The sequence below is a fragment of the Kitasatospora sp. NPDC088742 genome (assembly GCF_055584905.1).
Genome location: NZ_JBVJLD010000009.1, coordinates 44,748 through 59,618 on the forward strand (window position 1 = coordinate 44,748; position 14,871 = coordinate 59,618).

General features: G+C 72.2%; 12 protein-coding genes and 1 pseudogene. 4 read left to right on the forward strand and 9 right to left on the reverse strand.

The window, feature by feature from the left end:
- Positions 1 to 5: 5 nt before the first annotated feature.
- The 5 genes from ACZ6ZR_RS10400 to rsmI form a co-directional block, all read right to left on the reverse strand.
- Positions 6 to 581 (reverse strand): Uma2 family endonuclease, encoded by a 576-nt coding sequence (locus tag ACZ6ZR_RS10400; protein ID WP_465641398.1) that lies wholly within the window; start codon positions 579 to 581, stop codon positions 6 to 8.
- A gap of 95 nt (positions 582 to 676) precedes the next feature.
- A complete protein-coding gene (locus tag ACZ6ZR_RS10405) occupies positions 677 to 1,546 on the reverse strand; it encodes a TatD family hydrolase (RefSeq protein WP_465641400.1) in 870 nt (289 codons plus the stop codon).
- Complete coding sequence (metG, locus tag ACZ6ZR_RS10410) at positions 1,546 to 3,165, reverse strand: methionine--tRNA ligase (RefSeq protein ID WP_465641402.1); 1,620 nt, start codon at positions 3,163 to 3,165, stop codon at positions 1,546 to 1,548. Before metG ends, ACZ6ZR_RS10405 begins: the two co-directional genes overlap by 1 nt.
- A gap of 86 nt (positions 3,166 to 3,251) precedes the next feature.
- Positions 3,252 to 3,659, reverse strand: a complete 408-nt coding sequence (locus ACZ6ZR_RS10415; protein WP_465641403.1) for a hypothetical protein — start codon at positions 3,657 to 3,659, stop codon at positions 3,252 to 3,254.
- 260 nt (positions 3,660 to 3,919) lie between these two features.
- A complete protein-coding gene (gene rsmI / locus ACZ6ZR_RS10420) occupies positions 3,920 to 4,768 on the reverse strand; it encodes a 16S rRNA (cytidine(1402)-2'-O)-methyltransferase (protein WP_465641404.1) in 849 nt (282 codons plus the stop codon).
- Between the two features lie 119 nt (positions 4,769 to 4,887).
- Here rsmI and ACZ6ZR_RS10425 point away from each other — a divergent pair, with 119 nt between their 5' ends.
- The 4 genes from ACZ6ZR_RS10425 (at position 4,888) to ACZ6ZR_RS10440 (ending at position 9,495) form a co-directional block, all read left to right on the forward strand.
- On the forward strand, positions 4,888 to 5,301 hold the full coding sequence (locus ACZ6ZR_RS10425) for a VOC family protein (RefSeq protein ID WP_465641406.1): 414 nt from the start codon (positions 4,888 to 4,890) through the stop codon (positions 5,299 to 5,301).
- 59 nt (positions 5,302 to 5,360) lie between these two features.
- A complete protein-coding gene (locus ACZ6ZR_RS10430) occupies positions 5,361 to 5,795 on the forward strand; it encodes a YdeI/OmpD-associated family protein (protein ID WP_465641408.1) in 435 nt (144 codons plus the stop codon).
- Positions 5,796 to 5,882: 87 nt separating this feature from the next.
- Entirely contained in the window at positions 5,883 to 7,715 is a 1,833-nt protein-coding gene (locus ACZ6ZR_RS10435; protein ID WP_465641409.1) for a dolichyl-phosphate-mannose--protein mannosyltransferase, read from the forward strand.
- A gap of 106 nt (positions 7,716 to 7,821) precedes the next feature.
- Entirely contained in the window at positions 7,822 to 9,495 is a 1,674-nt protein-coding gene (locus ACZ6ZR_RS10440; RefSeq protein ID WP_465641411.1) for a penicillin-binding transpeptidase domain-containing protein, read from the forward strand.
- A 7-nt stretch (positions 9,496 to 9,502) separates the two neighbouring features.
- Here the strand turns inward: ACZ6ZR_RS10440 and ACZ6ZR_RS10445 are convergent, their stop codons facing one another.
- The 4 genes and pseudogenes from ACZ6ZR_RS10445 to ACZ6ZR_RS10460 all read right to left on the reverse strand — a co-directional run.
- A complete protein-coding gene (locus tag ACZ6ZR_RS10445; RefSeq protein WP_465641412.1) occupies positions 9,503 to 11,014 on the reverse strand; it encodes a N,N-dimethylformamidase beta subunit family domain-containing protein in 1,512 nt (503 codons plus the stop codon).
- Positions 11,015 to 11,174: 160 nt separating this feature from the next.
- A complete protein-coding gene (locus ACZ6ZR_RS10450; protein ID WP_465641413.1) occupies positions 11,175 to 12,488 on the reverse strand; it encodes a glycosyltransferase 87 family protein in 1,314 nt (437 codons plus the stop codon).
- Between the two features lie 84 nt (positions 12,489 to 12,572).
- Positions 12,573 to 14,036, reverse strand: coding sequence for an amino acid permease (locus ACZ6ZR_RS10455; protein ID WP_465641415.1), 1,464 nt, complete (start codon positions 14,034 to 14,036; stop codon positions 12,573 to 12,575).
- A gap of 204 nt (positions 14,037 to 14,240) precedes the next feature.
- Positions 14,241 to 14,871: pseudogene (locus tag ACZ6ZR_RS10460) on the reverse strand (DUF2079 domain-containing protein); the annotation flags it as partial.

Here is a 14,871-nt window from a genome sequence, read left to right on the forward strand (position 1 = left end):
AAGGGTCAGAGCTCGACGACCTGCTTCAGATCGATCTCGACGGGGAACGGCAGCTCCACCCGGAGCAGGCCCTCGTGCACGGCGACCGGAAGGTACACACCGCTGTCGCCATCGCGGCCGAACTCGTGCACCACCGGCAGGTTGTCGGCGTCGCGCTCGACCCGCCAGTAGCTGGGAACGCCCATCTCGGCGTACTGGCCAGGCTTGCGGAAGCGGTCATCCGCACGCGAGCCCGGCGAGACGACCTCGACCATCAGCGCCACGGACCGGACCGGGAGGCAGTCCAACTCGAAGATGTCCAGGTCAGCCTTGTCGAACACCACGACGTCCGGCTTGGTGGTGTTGTACTCGTCGATGAGCACACAGCGCCCGGTCATGACCTCGTAGGGGGCCACCAGCGCCCGGTGCAACGCACGATCCAACCGTGTCCGCACCAGGTCATGCCAGAAGTTCGTCTGCCCTCGGACCACGAGGCCTCCGTCCACCAGATCCCACTCGAACGGCACGTCAATGCGCTTGACCTGCTCGTACGTCCAGCCCTGGGACGGCGGATTCATCCAGTCGATCGGCTCGGCGGTCATCGCCACCTCCCTCACTGCACTCATGCTAGCCAGCATGGGGTGGCGCGAGAGCGCCGAATCGTTTCCCTCGAATCCGAAGTTCGTTCGGTCCCGGCTCAGTAGCCGAAGGCGCGGGCCGTGTTGGCGGCGATGGCGGTGGCGAGGTCGTCCTCGTGCAGGTCGAGGGTGGCGGCCATCGAGCGGAGGGTGACCGGGATGAGGTACGGGGCGTTGGGGCGGCCGCGGTAGGGGTGGGGGGTGAGGAAGGGGGCGTCGGTCTCGATCAGGATGCGGTCGAGGGGGGTGACGGCGAGGGCGTCGCGCAGCGGCTGGTTGGCCTTGAAGGTGACGGGGCCGGCGAAGGAGAGGTACCAGCCGTGCTCGGCACAGGTCTTGGCCATCGCGGCGTCGCCGGAGTAGCAGTGGAAGACGGTGCGCTCGGGGGCGCCCTCCTCCAGGAGGACGGAGATGACGTCCTCGTGGGCGTCGCGGTCGTGGATGACCAGGGCCTTGCCGTGCCGCTTGGCGATCTCGATGTGGCGGCGGAAGGACTCCTTCTGAATGTCCACGCCCTCGGGGCCGGTGCGGAAGTAGTCCAGGCCGGTCTCGCCGACGGCGAGCACCTGCGGGAGGGCGGCCAGCGCGTCGATCTCGGCCAGGGCCGCCTCCAGGGCGGGCGAGCCGCCGGGGGTCCGGCGCTGGCCGGACCACCCGTCGGGGTCGCCGAGGACGAGGCGGGGTGCCTCGTTGGGATGCAGCGCGACGGCCGCGTGGACCTGCTCGAACTCCGCCGCCAGCTCGGCGGCCCAGCGGGAGCCGGGCACGTCGCAGCCGACCTGCACGACCGTGGTCACCCCGACCGAGGCGGCCTTGGCCAGCCCCTCGGCGGGGGTGCCGGACTGCATGTCCAGGTGGGTGTGGGAGTCGGCCACCGGCACCGCGAGCGGTGCCGGCAGCGGCGGCGGGGTCGAGCGGTCGTCGGCCATCAGGCTGCGGGCTTCTCTTCCAGGCGGGGGAACAGGATCTCGCCCTTGACCACGGTGGCACCGGCGGGCAGCCGGCCCCAGTCCGCGACGGTGGCGATGGTCTGCGCGGCGAGCGCACCGAGCGACTCCTCCGCACCGAGCGAGTCCCAGAGCTTCTGGGCGGTGGCCGGCATCAGCGGGTTGAGCAGCACGGCGGTGGCCCGCAGCGCCTCGGCGGCGGTGTAGAGGATGGTGGCGAGGCGCGCCTGGCCCTCGGCCGACTCGTCCTTGGCCACCTTCCACGGCTCCTGCTCGGTGAGGTAGCCGTTGACCTGCTTGATGAACTCGAAGACGGCCGCGATGCCGCCCGCGAAGTCCAGCTCCTCGCCGATCTTGCGGTCGGCGATCTGAGTGGCCGTCACCAGGCCCTCGGCGACGGCGGCTTCGGCATCGCCGGCCGCCGTGGCGGCGGGCAGCTTGCCCTCGTAGTACTTGCCGACCATGGCCGCCACCCGGGAGGCCAGGTTGCCGAAGTCGTTGGCCAGCTCGGAGGTGTACCGGGCGGAGAAGTCCTCCCAGGAGAACGAGCCGTCGGTGCCGAACGGGATGGCCCGCAGGAAGTAGTAGCGGTACGCGTCCACGCCGAAGTGCGAGGTCAGGTCCTGCGGGGAGATGCCGGTCAGGTTCGACTTGGACATCTTCTCGCCGCCGACCATCAGCCAGCCGTTGGCGACGACCCGCTTGGGCAGCGGCAGCCCGGCGGCCATCAGCATGGCCGGCCAGATCACCGCGTGGAAGCGCAGGATGTCCTTGCCGACCAGGTGCACCGAGGCGGGCCAGAGCTCAGCGAAGCGCTCCGGGTCGGAGCCGTAGCCGGCGGCGGTGATGTAGTTCTGGAGCGCGTCCACCCAGACGTAGAGGACGTGCTTCTCGTCCCAGGGCAGCGGGACGCCCCAGTTGAAGGTGGAGCGGGAGATCGAGAGGTCCTTGAGGTCCTGCTCGACGAAGCGCAGCACCTCGTTGCGGGCCGAGGCCGGCTGGATGAAGTCCGGGTTGGCCGCGTAGAACTCCAGCAGCTGCGGGCCGTAGGCGGAGAGCCGGAAGAAGTAGTTCTCCTCCTCCAGCCACTCGACCGGACGCTTGTGCACCGGGCAGAGCTTCTCGTCCTCGGTGGCGCCGGGCAACAGCTCGCCGGGGAGCTTGTACTCCTCGCAGCCGACGCAGTACGGGCCCTCGTAGCCGCCCTTGTAGATCTCGCCCTTGTCGAAGAGGTCCTGGACGAACTCCTGGACCCGGTCGGTGTGGCGCTTCTGGGTGGTGCGGATGAAGTCGTCGTTGGCGATGTCCAGGTGCTGCCAGAGCGGCTTCCACTCCTGCTCGACCAGCCGGTCGCACCACTCCTGCGGGGTCACGCCGTTGGCGTCCGCCGTCCGCATGATCTTCTGGCCGTGCTCGTCGGTACCGGTCAGGTACCACACCTTCTCGCCGCGCTGGCGGTGCCAGCGGGTGAGGACGTCCCCGGCGACGGTGGTGTACGCGTGGCCCAGGTGCGGGCGATCGTTCACGTAGTAGATCGGGGTGGTGACGTAGTAGGCCGAGTTCGATGCCTCGGTGGTGCTGTGCTCTGCAGTGGCCGCCATGGCCGAAATCTTAGCGGCGCGAAGGAACCACCCTCGACTCGTTATGTGTCGGGGGTGGTTCCGCCGGGAACGGCTCTCCGGAAGGATCAGGCGGCGCGGCCGAAGAGGGAGCGCAGCCAGGTGCGGAAGGAACGGTGCGGCAGCCTGGTCACCGTCCGCTCCGGCTCGGCGTGCGAGGCGTAGCCGGGCGAGGAGTGCCAGTTGTGCTCGGCGGCGGAGACCCGGCCCTCGCGCATGATCCGCACGGTGTGGCCGCCGCAGCCGGGGCAGGTGGGCTTGAGCAGCGGGGACGGGACCCGGACGCCGTTCGCGTGGTACTCGATCACGGTGTGGCCGTCGCGGGCGATGTGGTGCTCGATCCGGTACCCCTGCTCCCAGCCGTAACCGCAGCTGAGGCAGGCGAAGGAGTACGCCTCGTGGACGGTCTCCACGGGGGTGTGCTTGCTGGACAGCGTGCTGGCCGGGGTGGTCGGGGTGCCGATCGTGTCGCTCATGGCCGTCTCCCAGCGCCCGCCGGGCGCTCGCCCGGCACGGGTCTTTCCATCCCAGGGAATGCCCGGGGCCCGCGCTCCGCCAACCGGCTTGCCGAACCTTGGTGCCGAATTGGGGAGCCTTGTACGACAAGCGGGTCAAAGCTTCAACGAGCCTTGGCTTTACCCAGTGCTCCCTCCAAGGTACGCGCTCGGGAACACCGCTGCTCAGCCACCGTTTGCGCGCCTTTCGCACGCCCCCCGGCGCTCGCTCCGGGCGCAGTTCAACCGGCGTGTTTGGCGGCCACCAGGGCGTCGAAGACCTCCCGCTTGGGGAGCCCGAGTTCGGCTGCCACCGCGGCGATCGCCTCCTTGCGGCGCTCCCCCGCGGTCTCCTCGCGGAGCGCCACCAGCCGGGCCAGCTCGGCCGGGGTGTGCTCCTGCGGCGCGGCCGGCGGGGCGCCCGCCACCACCACGGTGATCTCGCCGCGGACGCCGTCCGCCGCCCAGACGGCCAGCTCGGCCAGGGGGCCGCGCTTGATCTCCTCGTAGGTCTTGGTGAGCTCGCGGCAGACCGCCGCCGGGCGGTCCGCGCCGAACGCCTCGGCCATCGCGGCCAGCGACTCGGCGATCCGGTGCGGGGCCTCGAAGAAGACCATGGTGCGGGGCTCGGCCTTGAGCTCGGCCAGGGTGCGGGCCCGGTCGCCGTTCTTGCGGGGCAGGAAGCCCTCGAAGGTGAAGCGGTCCACCGGCAGGCCGGAGAGGGCCAGCGCGGTGAGCACGGCCGAGGGGCCGGGCACCGCGGTGACCTTGATGCCGGCCGCCACGGCCGCGTCCACCAGGCGGTAGCCGGGGTCGGAGACCGAGGGCATCCCGGCGTCCGTCACCAGCAGCACCCGGGCGCCGCCCTTGAGCGCCTCGACCAGCTCGGGGGTGCGGCCGATCTCGTTGCCCTCGAAGTACGACACCACCCGCCCGGCCGGCTCCACGCCGAGCGCCTGGGTCAGCCGGCGCAGCCGCCGGGTGTCCTCGGCCGCGATCACGTCGGCCGAGCCGAGCTCGGTCAGCAGCCGGGGCGGAGCGTCCGCGACGTCGCCGATGGGGGTCCCTGCAAGTACCAGTACGCCAGTCACCCGGCCATCCTCCCAGACCGCCGGTGGAGTGGTCAGGAATGGAGAAGCAGCGGCGGCAGGGTCAGCCGTAGCGTGATGACCACGGCAAGCAGCACAGGGCCCCACCAAGGAGAAACGTCATGAAGGCTCACGTCAGCTCGATCCTGCTCGGTGTCCGCGACCTGGACCGGGCCAAGGAGTTCTACACCGAGGGCCTCGGCTGGAAGATCAAGAACGACTTCGGCATCTCGGTGTTCTTCGAGTCGGACGGCGCCTCGCCGGTCGGCTTCTACGGCCGCGAGGGCCTGGCCGAGCTGGTCGGCACCGGCGCGGAGGGCAGCGGCTTCAGCGGGCTGGTGCTGACCTACGTGGTGCGCAGCGAGGCCCGGGTGGACGAGGTCATGGCCGAGGCCGCGAAGGCCGGCGCCACCGTCCTGAAGCCGGCCGGCGCGCTGCCCTGGGGCGGCTACGGCGGCACCTTCGCCGACCCGGAGGGCTACGTCTGGAGCCTCGGCTACAGCGCCCAGGGCGCCGACCAGCCGTACGCCGAGTAGTCCGGCAGAACAGCCCGGACCTAGCGGCCAGAACCGACACCACGTCAGGAGTGCGGACCATGAAGTTCCTCGCCACGGTCGAACCGCCCGAGCCCATGCGGGGGTTGGAGGTGCCGCCCGAGGTGGTGGCGGCGCTCGGCGGGGGCGCCCGGCCGCCGGTGGTCATCACGGTCGAGGGGCACTCCTGGCGGAGCCGGGTGGCGATCCTGCGGGGCCGTCACCTGGTCGGGCTCAGCAACGCCAACCGGCGGGCGGCGGGGGTGGAGATCGGCGAGGAGGTCGAGGTGGAGGTGGAGCTCGACACCGAGCCGCGGGTGGTCGTCGAGCCCGAGGACTTCGCCGCGGCGCTGGACGCCGAGCCGGCCGCCCGCACCGCCTACGACCTGCTCACCGACAGCCGCAAGCGCGAGCACGTCCGGGCGGTCGAGGGCGCGAAGAAGCCCGAGACGCGGCAGCGGCGGATCGAGAAGGCCGTCGCCACCCTGCGGGGCTGACCGCCGTCCCCCTGGACGGACCGGCAATTGGTGACGAAACGGGCAGCTTTGCGGCGAGCCATTGTCTTGGTGGGGGGCGCCCCTACGATGTGGCTGGTGAGCGGCGAGAAGGGTCCCGAGGGACCGGTTGGCGTAGACCACTCCGAGGCGGGCGCGGTCGCGCTGCTGGACGAGGCGGTGGCGGTACCGGGTCCCCGGGACGGTGAAGAGGGCACGTCGGGCTGGCGGCGGGCGCTGGAGCGGCTCGGGCACCGGGCGGCGGAGCCCGCCCCGGTGGCCGAGCGGCTGGTGCCGCCGATGCCGGACGGCCCGAAGGTGACGCCCCGTCGGGTGCCGCCCTCCCCGCTGCTGCTCTCGCTCGGCCTACGGCTGCCGGACGCGCTCTGGTCCTGGCTCTGCCGGTGGGCCGGCTGGTTGGGCCCGGTCGCGGTGGCGGTCTTCGCCGGGGTGCTGCGGTTCTCCGGGCTGAACGGCCCGCACTCGCTGATCTTCGACGAGACCTACTACGCCAAGGACGCCTACTCGCTCTGGCAGGGCGGCTACGAGACCAGCTGGCCGGACGACGCCAACGCCAAGATCATGGCGCCGCAGCAGTCCATCCCGTTCCGCGAGGACCCGTCGTACATCGTCCACCCGCCGGTCGGGAAGTGGATGATCGGGCTGGGCGAGCAGATCTTCGGGATGAACCCCTTCGGCTGGCGGTTCGTGGTGGCCGTGCTCGGCACCCTCTCGGTGCTGATGATCGCCCGGATCGGGCGGCGGCTGTTCCGCTCCACGCTGCTGGGCTGCGTGGCCGGGCTGCTGCTCGCGGTGGACGGGCTGCACTTCGTGATGAGCCGGTCGGCGCTGCTCGACCTGGTGGTGATGTTCTGGTGCCTGGCGGCCTTCGGCTTCCTGCTGCTGGACCGGGACCGCACCCGGGGTCTGATCGCCCGTCGGATCGAGCAGGGCTCGGCGCCGGCCGGCTGGTTGTTCGTCGGGGCGCGGCCGTACCGGACCGCTGCCTGGGTCTGCATCGGGCTGACCGCGGCGACCAAGTGGAGCGGCCTCTACATCGCGGTGGCCTTCCTGCTCCTCGGGGCCTGCTGGGACTACGGCGCCCGCAAGGCGGCCGGCTCCAGGAACCCGCTGGGGTTCGCCCTCTGGGACCTGGCGTTCGCCGGTCTGGTGATGCCGCTGGTCGCCGCCGCCGTCTACCTCGCCTCCTGGACCGGCTGGTTCCTCTCCGACCGGGGGTACGGGCGGGACTGGGCCGCGCACCGCGCGGGGCTCTCGCCGGACGCCGTGCTCGGCGTGAAGATGCCGTTCCAGTTCGACGTGAGCTGGGTGCCGGAGTCGCTGCGCAGCCTCTGGCACTACCACGCGACCATGTACGACTTCCACGTCAGCCTGATCAGCCCGCACACCTACCAGTCGAACCCGTGGAGCTGGCTGCTGGTCGGCCGCCCGGTCTCCTTCTTCTACGAGTCACCGAAGATGGGCCAGTCGGGCTGCAAGGTCAGCGAGTGCGCATCCGAAGTGCTCGGGATCGGCACGCCGCTGCTCTGGTGGGCCGGGATCGCCGCGGTGCTCTACTGCCTGTACCGCTGGGTGGCGCGGCGGGACTGGCGGGCCGGCGCGATCCTGTGCGGCCTGGCGGCGGGGTACCTGCCCTGGTTCGGGTACCAGGAGCGGACGATCTTCCTGTTCTACGCGGTGGTCTTCGTCCCGTTCCTGGTGCTGGCGGTGACCATGATGATCGGCGGGCTGATCGGGCCGGCCTCCGCGGGCCGGGACCGGCGGCTGATCGGGGGGACCGCGGCCGGGGTGATCGTGCTGCTGGTGATGTGGAACTTCGCCTACTTCCTGCCGATCTTCACCGGGCGGACCATCCCGATGGACGACTGGCGCGGCCGGATGTGGTTCAACAGCTGGATCTGACCGACTCGGTACCAGCTCTGCAACAACACCGGGTCGATCGCCTACGCACGGTCTCCCTCGGCTTATGGTGGGCTGGACCTGTCATGACCATCGGGGGAACAGCACCATGCACACGGGCGTGAAGATCGGCATCGGCGTCGTCTGCGCCGGCATGCTCGGCGTGGCCGGGCTCGGCGCGTACAACATCTACGACTCGCTCTCGGACGGCGGCAAGGAGGCGGCCGCGCCCAAGATGCGCACGGTGGTCGCCGAGGCCCCGGCGGCCGACGTGGCCGCGACCGGCGCGAAGGCCTTCCTGGAGGCCTGGGCCAAGGGCGACTACGAGGCCGCCGGGAAGCTCACCGACAAGCCGGACGCCGCCAACACCGAGCTGCGCAACTTCCAGGACCGCCTCAAGCCGAGCGCGATCACCCTGACCCCGGGCGGGGCCCCGACCGCGGCGCCGTCCCCGGCGGCCTCCGCGTCCGCCTCGGCCTCCCCCGCCGCGGGCGGCGGGACCACCGTTCCGCTGACCTTCAAGGCCAAGGTGGAGTTTGCCGGCGTGGCCACCGCCTGGAGCTACGAGGGCCGGCTCAACCTGGTCAAGATGAGCGACGGCACGGCGGCCGTGCAGTGGGCGTCGAGCGTGCTCAACCCGAAGCTCAAGACCGGCGAGTACGCCGACATCAAGCCGATCACCGCCAAGGTCACCCAGGTGGTCGACCGCAACGGCAAGAAGCTCAACTCGCCGACCCTGAACGGTCTGCTGTCCAGCATCAAGCCGGCCGCGGCCGACCCCGCGGACGCGGGCAGCGGCGTTGTGATCACCAAGGCGAACGGCAGCCAGGAGACGCTGTTCACCATCGCCGAGCCGAAGGCCGGCCCGACCACCAAGGTCACCCTGGACGCGGCCCTCCAGGCCGAGGCGGAGAAGGCCGTGCAGACCGCCTCCGACGGCGGCAAGCTCCCGGCCTCGCTGGTCGCGATCGAGCCCAGCACCGGCAACATCCTGGCCATCGCCAACGCCCCGGCCACCGGCCAGAACCGCGCCTTCCTGGCCGCCATCGCGCCCGGCTCGACCATGAAGGTGGTCTCGGTGGCCGCCTTCCTGGAGGCCGGGGTGAAGCCGGACGACGTGGTGGCCTGCCCGGAGACCTTCTCCGTCTCCGGCCGGACCTTCAAGAACGACTTCACCGGCGACCACTCGGACTACAAGCTCTCCCAGGACTTCGCCCAGTCCTGCAACACCGCCATGATCAAGAAGGGCCAGGAGGCCCTGAAGAACGGCGAGATGGAGCAGCTGGCCAAGGACGCCTTCGGGATCGGCCCGACCTGGAAGACCGGCCTGCCGCTCGCCCCGGCCAGCGCCCCGGTGCCGAACGGCGCCACCGAGCGGGCCGCCCAGATGATCGGCCAGGGCAAGATCACCATGAACTCCCTGACCATGGCCTCGGTCTCCGCCACCGTCCAGAACGGCACCTTCAAGCAGCCCATCCTGGTCCCCGGCTACGAGCAGCAGCCCGCCGCCAAGACCCTCTCCGCGTCCACCCTGGCGGGCCTGCGGCAGATGATGAACCTGACGGCCACTCAGGGCACCGCCGCGAACGTGATGCGCGGCATCACCGCCAACGCCGGTGCCAAGACCGGCACCGCCCAGGTGGACGGCCAGAAGGACGACAACAGCTGGTTCACCGCCTACCGCGGCAACCTCGCGGTGGCCGCCGAGGTCGGCGGCGGCGGCCACGGCGCGGCCGCGGCCGGGCCCGCCGCGGCGGCCGTGCTGAAGCTCGGCAACGGCTGACCCACCGTCAGAGCGGGCTCCGCACCGGGTGTGCGGGGCCCGCGGGGCCGGCCGCGAAGGCCCGGAGCAGGTTCTCGGTGACCTGGCGGGTGAAGGCTCCGGCCCGGTGGTCCATCCCGTGGTCGGCCCTGCCGCCGCCGGGCCCGTTCGCGTCCAGCGCCTCCACCCAGCGCATCGTCCCGGTGGCGAACACCGCTGCCCCGCTCGGCACCGTGTGGTACGCCGAGTCGGCGTACGAGCGGCGGCCCTCGCAGACCACCGGGGAGCGGGAGACCAGCTCGACCGGCCCGGGTGCGGGCCGGCCCGGCGGGACCCGGTCGTACTCGACGCCGACCAGGTGCGGGAAGGAGTCGCCCTCCTTCGCGCCGGTGCCCTCCAGCAGCCAGTGCCCAGGGGCGGTGACCACGTACGGGGCGTCCACCGGGTAGCCGTCGTAGAGCACGCCGAGCAGCCCGTTCTCCGGGTCGGCGCCCGGCCCGTCCCGGAAGTCGCAGGTGGCCGGCCGGCCCGCGCGGAAGCCCGGGTCGTCCCGGTGGTCGCTCTTCCAGCAGACCACGGTGCGGTCCTCGCCCAGCGGCGAGGGCTCGTAACGGACCCTGCGGTAGCAGCAGTTGGCGCCGAGGAAGGCGAGGTTGGTCCCCGCGTCGCGGGCGGCGGTGACGTGCCGGCGCTGCTCCTCGGACCAGTACTCGTCGTGGCCGGGGGAGAGCACGGCGGTGGCGCCGCGCAGCAGGTCCGGGGAGCGGGCCAGGTCGGGGCCGGTGGTGTGGGCGAGCGGGATGCCGAGCCGCTCGGCCAGGGCGATCAGCGGGGCCTCGTAGACCAGGAACAGCCCGGCCCCGTGGTCGTAGTGGTACGGCCGGTCGAAGCTCACCTCCAGCGCGCGGGTGGCGTAGCCGCCGTTCGGGCCGTTGTAGAGGCTGTGGCCGCCCCACTCGTTGTACGCCTGCCAGGTGGCCACCGCGTTGACCAGCACGGTGCGGCCGGCGGTGGTGCGGGAGCGGACGGTGAGCGGGACGTACCGGTGGCCGGTGTCGGCGTCCAGCCGGAGCAGGTAACTGCCCTCGGGCCAGCCGGTGGTGTCCACGGTGGTGGTGCGCGGCCAGGGGGCGCGGACGGTGCGGGTGCGCGGGTCGGTGGTGGCGGCCGGCCGGTGGGTGCCGGGCAGGCGGTCGGAGCGCCAGACCAGCCGGCCGCGGGCGCCGCCGTACCAGCCCATCCGGTACGCGGAGACGGTGAAGCCGGGGGCGGTGGTGGAGACGTGCAGGCCGAAGGACTCGCCGGGGAGCACGCTGACCCGGTCGGCGTAGCCCTGGACGGCCTCCTGCGGACCGGGGTCCGTGATGGCCCAGTCGGCGTTGCCGGGGCGGGAGTTCTCGTCCTCGACGGGTGACGGGGAGGGCGCGGAGGCGACGGAGGGTTCGGGGGCCGGGGAGCCGGCCGTCTGCCCACAGGCCGTCAGGCCGACCGCGGCGGCGGCCAGTCCGAGGAAGCGGCGGCGTCCGGTCGGGTACGACATGTCCGTATCGTGCCCGGCCGACGCCCGGCGGCGGCCCGCCCCACGCGGACCGTCCACTCCCCCGGCCGCCCCGCTCACCCGCACGGCGGACCGCCCCCGGCCGGTCCCCGGGGCCGGCTCAGGCCGCCCGGGCGGGGCGGGGCCGGCGCCGGAGCACCGGTCAGAGTTGAACGCCCGTCAGGATGGTGGTCAGCCGGTCAGGTCTTCGGCGCGGCACCGCGGCCAGCCGGGGCCAGACCACCAGGACCGCCGGGAGCGCCAGGTACCCGAAGCGCCCGGCCGGGGCCAGCGTGAAGGCCACCGCGAGACCGACCGCGAGCACGTCGCAGGCGTGCACCGCCGAGGTCGGCGGGTAGGCGATCAGCCAGACCGCGACGCCGAAGGCGCCGAGGCAGAGCATCGAGAGCGAGATGGTGTGCCCGGTCGGGCCGAAGCCGGCCAGCACCTTGCCGGGCAGCGGGCTGCCGGCCGGGGTGCGGATGCCGGTCATGCCGAGCGGGAAGCGGACCACCTGCTCCTGGAGCACCTGCGGGATGGTCAGCAGGTACGGCAGCACCACGGCCGCCCCGACGCCCAGCGCGGTGAGGGTGGCCCGGGCCGCCGGGCGCCGCCCGTACAGCCGCCAGAGCAGCAGGGCGGCCACCGGGAGGGCGGGCCAGGCGGTCCACTTGAGGGTGCAGGCCAGGGCCAGCACCAGCCCGGTGGGGACGGCCCGCCCCCGGGCGGCGAGCGCCATGGCCAGGCAGCAGAGCCCGGTCAGCGGCAGGTCCACCCCGCCGACGGCCAGCGCCAGCGCGATCAGCGGGGAGGCGGTCAGGGTGGCCAGCGGGAGCAGGGCGGCGCCGTGCCCGCGCGGGCGGAGCAGCCGGCGGCAGGCCAGCAGGCAGGCCAGGAAGGTGACGGTGAACCAGATCCGGGCGTCGCCGAGCAGGACGGAGACCGGGTTCCCGGTGCCGAGCAGGGCGCGCGGCAGGCCGAACAGCGTCATCGCCGGGAGGTACGGGTCGTAGTCGGTGACCACCGCCGGGTGCGGCAGGTAGGGGCTGCCGGTCTCCAGCAGCAGCCGGGCCGAGCGCTCCACCACCATCACCTCGGACTGGTGACGGCCCGTCAGCACCAGCAACACCAGTGGCACCAGGACGGCCCCCAGCACCGCGACGGCCGCCGCCGCCCGGGCGCCGCGGCGGCCCCGGACGGTCAGGCAGAGCAGCGCGGCCACCGCGTAGGCGGGGGCGGCGACGGAGCCCCAGAAGACCTGGTTCGGCAGGTCCGAGACCAGCGGGAACGCGGCCGCCCAGCCCGCCGCCACCAGACAGCCGACGCCCTGCACCCACCGGCGGCCGGCCAGGCTCCGCCGGGTGGTCCGGGCCCCGCGCTGGTCGGGGATCCGGCCGCCGGCCAGCGCGGACCGTCCCGCCGCGGGCAGGGTGCAGACCGCCTGCTCGGGTACCTCTGGGGATCGGGTGGTGGCCATGCAGGAAGGTTAGGGGGTCGGTTGTGCCCTTCCGCCGAGGAAGGGCACAACGGTTTGGTGGAGCTCTGCGGGCGGTTGTGGAGGTCAGCCGGCCTTGGTGAGCTCCTCGGCCGGGCGGTTCAGCTTGGAGTGCTTGACGCTGTAGCCGAAGTAGACGACCGCGGCGAGCGCCAGGGCCACGCCGAAGAAGAGGTACGTCAGGGGGTGAAGCTTGACGATCAGGTAGACGCAGAAGCCGACGCTCAGCACCGGCACCACCGGGTAGCCCGGCACCTTGAAGCCGCGCGGCAGGTCCGGCTGGGTGCGGCGCAGGATGATCACGCCGATCGAGACCACCGAGAAGGCGACCAGGGTGCCCAGGCTGGTGAGGTCGGTGAGGATGTCCAGCGGCACGAAGGCGGCCAGGGTGGCGACGGCGGCGCCGACCACCAGGGTGTTCCAGACCGGGGTGCCGGAGCGCGGGGAGAGCTCGGCGAACTTCTTCGGCAGCATGCCGTCGCGGCCCATGGAGTAGAGGATGCGGGTCTGGCCGTAGATCACCACCAGGGTGATCGAGAAGATCGAGACGATCGCGCCGGCCGCGAACATCATCGCGGGCCAGGTCTGCCCGGTGACGTCCTGGAGGATCTGGGCGAGCCCGGCCTCCTGGCCCTCGAACTGCTGCCAGGGCTGGGCGCCGACGGCGGTGACCGCCACGCCGATGTAGAGCAGGGTCACCACCACCAGCGAGATGATGATCGCCAGCGGCAGGGTCCTGCGCGGGTTCTTGACCTCCTCGCCGGCGGTGGACACCGCGTCCAGGCCGATGAAGGAGAAGAAGATGCTGGAGGCGGCGGTGCCCACGCCCGCGACGCCGAGCGGCATGAACGGGGTCAGGTTGCCGGAGTGGAAGCCGGTCAGGCCGATCGCGATGAACAGCACCAGGATGACGATCTTGATGGCCACCATGGTGGCGTTCACCTTGGCCGACTCGCTGACGCCGCGGATCAGCAGGAAGACCACCATGGCCACCAGGACCACGGCCGGCAGGTTGAAGAACCCGCCGCCGCCGGGCGGGGCCGCCATCCACTCCGGGATGGTGAAGCCGAAGGCCAGGTCGAAGAACTTGTTCAGGTACTCGCCCCAGCTGACCGCGATGGCCGAGGCGGAGACGCCGTACTCCAGCAGCAGGCAGACGCCGACGCCGAAGGCGACCACCTCGCCCAGGGTGGCGTACGCGTAGGAGTACGAGGAGCCGGAGACCGGGATCGCCGAGGCCATCTCCGCGTAGCAGAGCGCGGTCAGACCGGCCGTCACGGCGGCGATCAGGAAGGAGAGCACCACGGCCGGACCGGCCTCGGGCACCGCGCTGCCGAGCACGAAGAAGATGCCGGTGCCGACGGTCGCGCCGATGCCGATCGAGGAGAGCTGCCAGAGCCCGATCGTGCGCTTCAGGTGGATGCCCGAGCGGCCGCCCTCCTCCGGCGCGCCGGGCGGCGGTCCGTCGGCGGCGCCGCTCTCGGCAATCAGTGTCGAGACCGGCTTCTTGCGGAACAGGTCGGTGCTCAAGGCGGCGGTTCCTTCGAGGCGGGGGAGGTGTCCAATCCGGACCAACCGAACAAAGATGGGACAGTACCCCGGAAGCACACCAGTCACGCAAACGGTGTGACATGGGGTTCGCCTTGTACGGATCGTCACATATTGCCCGACAAACCGGACACATCGCACGCGGCACGCTCGCCCGATCGGAGCTGTCCGCTCCCTGACGGGACGTCAGCCGCGGAACAGGTTGTGCCCCACGTCGGAAGGCACCACGTCCTGCACCGGCCTGCTGTCCGGGCCCGGCACCGACTCCCCCGGCACCGGCTGGGTACCCGTCCGGTGCAGCAGCACCGCGCCGCCCTCGGACCAGATCCGCTGGTAGCCGTTGGCCTCCAGCAGCCGGATCCGGGCCGCCTGTTCGGTGTCGGTGGCGAACGGGAAGGCCCGCTTGTCGGAGCGCGTCAGCACGTACTCCCGGCCGCGCGGGGTGCCGTCCACCAGCACCACGTCGGTCCGCGCGGTGAGCCGGGGCGCGACCTGGTTGTCCGCCTCCACCAACGCCCCGTCAGGGATCAGCGCGGCGCCGCGCAGCAGGGCCGCCTCGCTCGGTTTGGCCTGCCAGCCGGCCGGCACCGCCAGCTTGACCAGCCCGAAGGGCAGCGCCAGCAGCAGCGAGAGCCCGGCCGCCGCCGCCCCGAGCCGCCGGTAGGTGCGGGCCTGCGGGGCCTCACCGGCGCAGAGCCGGCCGAGCACCTCGACGGCGGCGGTGAGCAGGACCGGCCAGAGGAAGACGTCGTAGTGCCGGGCGATGGACCAGTGGTTGGGGTTGGAGGAGAGGATCCGCTCGGCCAGCAGCGGCACC

Bases quoted from the DNA above. Each gene is read 5' to 3' on its own strand.
- ACZ6ZR_RS10400 (WP_465641398.1), bottom strand. From the start codon at position 581: ATGACCGCCGAGCCGATCGACTGGATGAATCCGCCGTCCCAGGGCTGG.
- ACZ6ZR_RS10405 (WP_465641400.1), bottom strand. From the start codon at position 1,546: ATGGCCGACGACCGCTCGACCCCGCCGCCGCTGCCGGCACCGCTCGCG.
- metG (WP_465641402.1), bottom strand. From the start codon at position 3,165: ATGGCGGCCACTGCAGAGCACAGCACCACCGAGGCATCGAACTCGGCC.
- ACZ6ZR_RS10415 (WP_465641403.1), bottom strand. From the start codon at position 3,659: ATGAGCGACACGATCGGCACCCCGACCACCCCGGCCAGCACGCTGTCC.
- ACZ6ZR_RS10425 (WP_465641406.1), top strand. From the start codon at position 4,888: ATGAAGGCTCACGTCAGCTCGATCCTGCTCGGTGTCCGCGACCTGGAC.
- ACZ6ZR_RS10430 (WP_465641408.1), top strand. From the start codon at position 5,361: ATGAAGTTCCTCGCCACGGTCGAACCGCCCGAGCCCATGCGGGGGTTG.
- ACZ6ZR_RS10435 (WP_465641409.1), top strand. From the start codon at position 5,883: ATGTGGCTGGTGAGCGGCGAGAAGGGTCCCGAGGGACCGGTTGGCGTA.
- ACZ6ZR_RS10440 (WP_465641411.1), top strand. From the start codon at position 7,822: ATGCACACGGGCGTGAAGATCGGCATCGGCGTCGTCTGCGCCGGCATG.
- ACZ6ZR_RS10445 (WP_465641412.1), bottom strand. From the start codon at position 11,014: ATGTCGTACCCGACCGGACGCCGCCGCTTCCTCGGACTGGCCGCCGCC.
- ACZ6ZR_RS10450 (WP_465641413.1), bottom strand. From the start codon at position 12,488: ATGGCCACCACCCGATCCCCAGAGGTACCCGAGCAGGCGGTCTGCACC.